General features: G+C 36.3%; 1 protein-coding gene. It reads right to left on the bottom strand.

Going from position 1 to position 582, the window contains the following annotated elements:
- Positions 1-525 (bottom strand): hypothetical protein (locus ACFIL8_RS12410; protein ID WP_375690079.1); only part of this gene is annotated, 525 nt, incomplete at its 3' end.
- Between the last annotated feature and the right edge of the window lie 57 nt (positions 526-582).

Raw genomic sequence — 582 nt, 5'->3', positions numbered from 1 at the left:
ATTGCCATAAACAGAACCATAGACCTTAACATACCCACCCACGCTAGCATTGCCATAAACCTTGCCATAAATTTTTGAAGAGCTACTTACAACAGCATGATCATAAACCTCAGCCTTGCTATGAATACGAGCATTTCCTGTTAATTTTGCATTCCCATAAACCCTTGCATATTGATAAACCCACACCTTATCAGAAAGATGCGCATTATCATAAACATGAGCTCCAAAATACACGCGGGTTTTATCATATACATGCGCATTGCCATAAACAAAACCACCAATGACAGCGTTGCCATATACCCTTGCATTTTCATAAACACGACCAGATTTTACAACACAAGCATTATCATAAACCCAGCAATTGCCATCATGAGAAAGGTTATCTTCCTTTTCAATAAAGCCGCCTAAATCACCAGCTTTAACATCAGCAAAGTCTTTTAATGCACGTATGCGGTATAAAGTAATCCCTTTAACGTGACTTTCATTTATAAGCTCATATTTTTTAGATACATTTTTAGTGGTCATAGGTAGCTCCCTAATCTAATATTCAAACAAATTTTTAAATGAAATGGTTATAAGGAG

The sequence above is a fragment of the Bartonella sp. AP57NXGY genome (assembly GCF_042195805.1).
Lineage (GTDB): Bacteria > Pseudomonadota > Alphaproteobacteria > Rhizobiales > Rhizobiaceae > Bartonella.
Note: the sequence above shows the minus strand (reverse complement) of the source record. Positions and strands in the feature narration are given on the sequence as shown.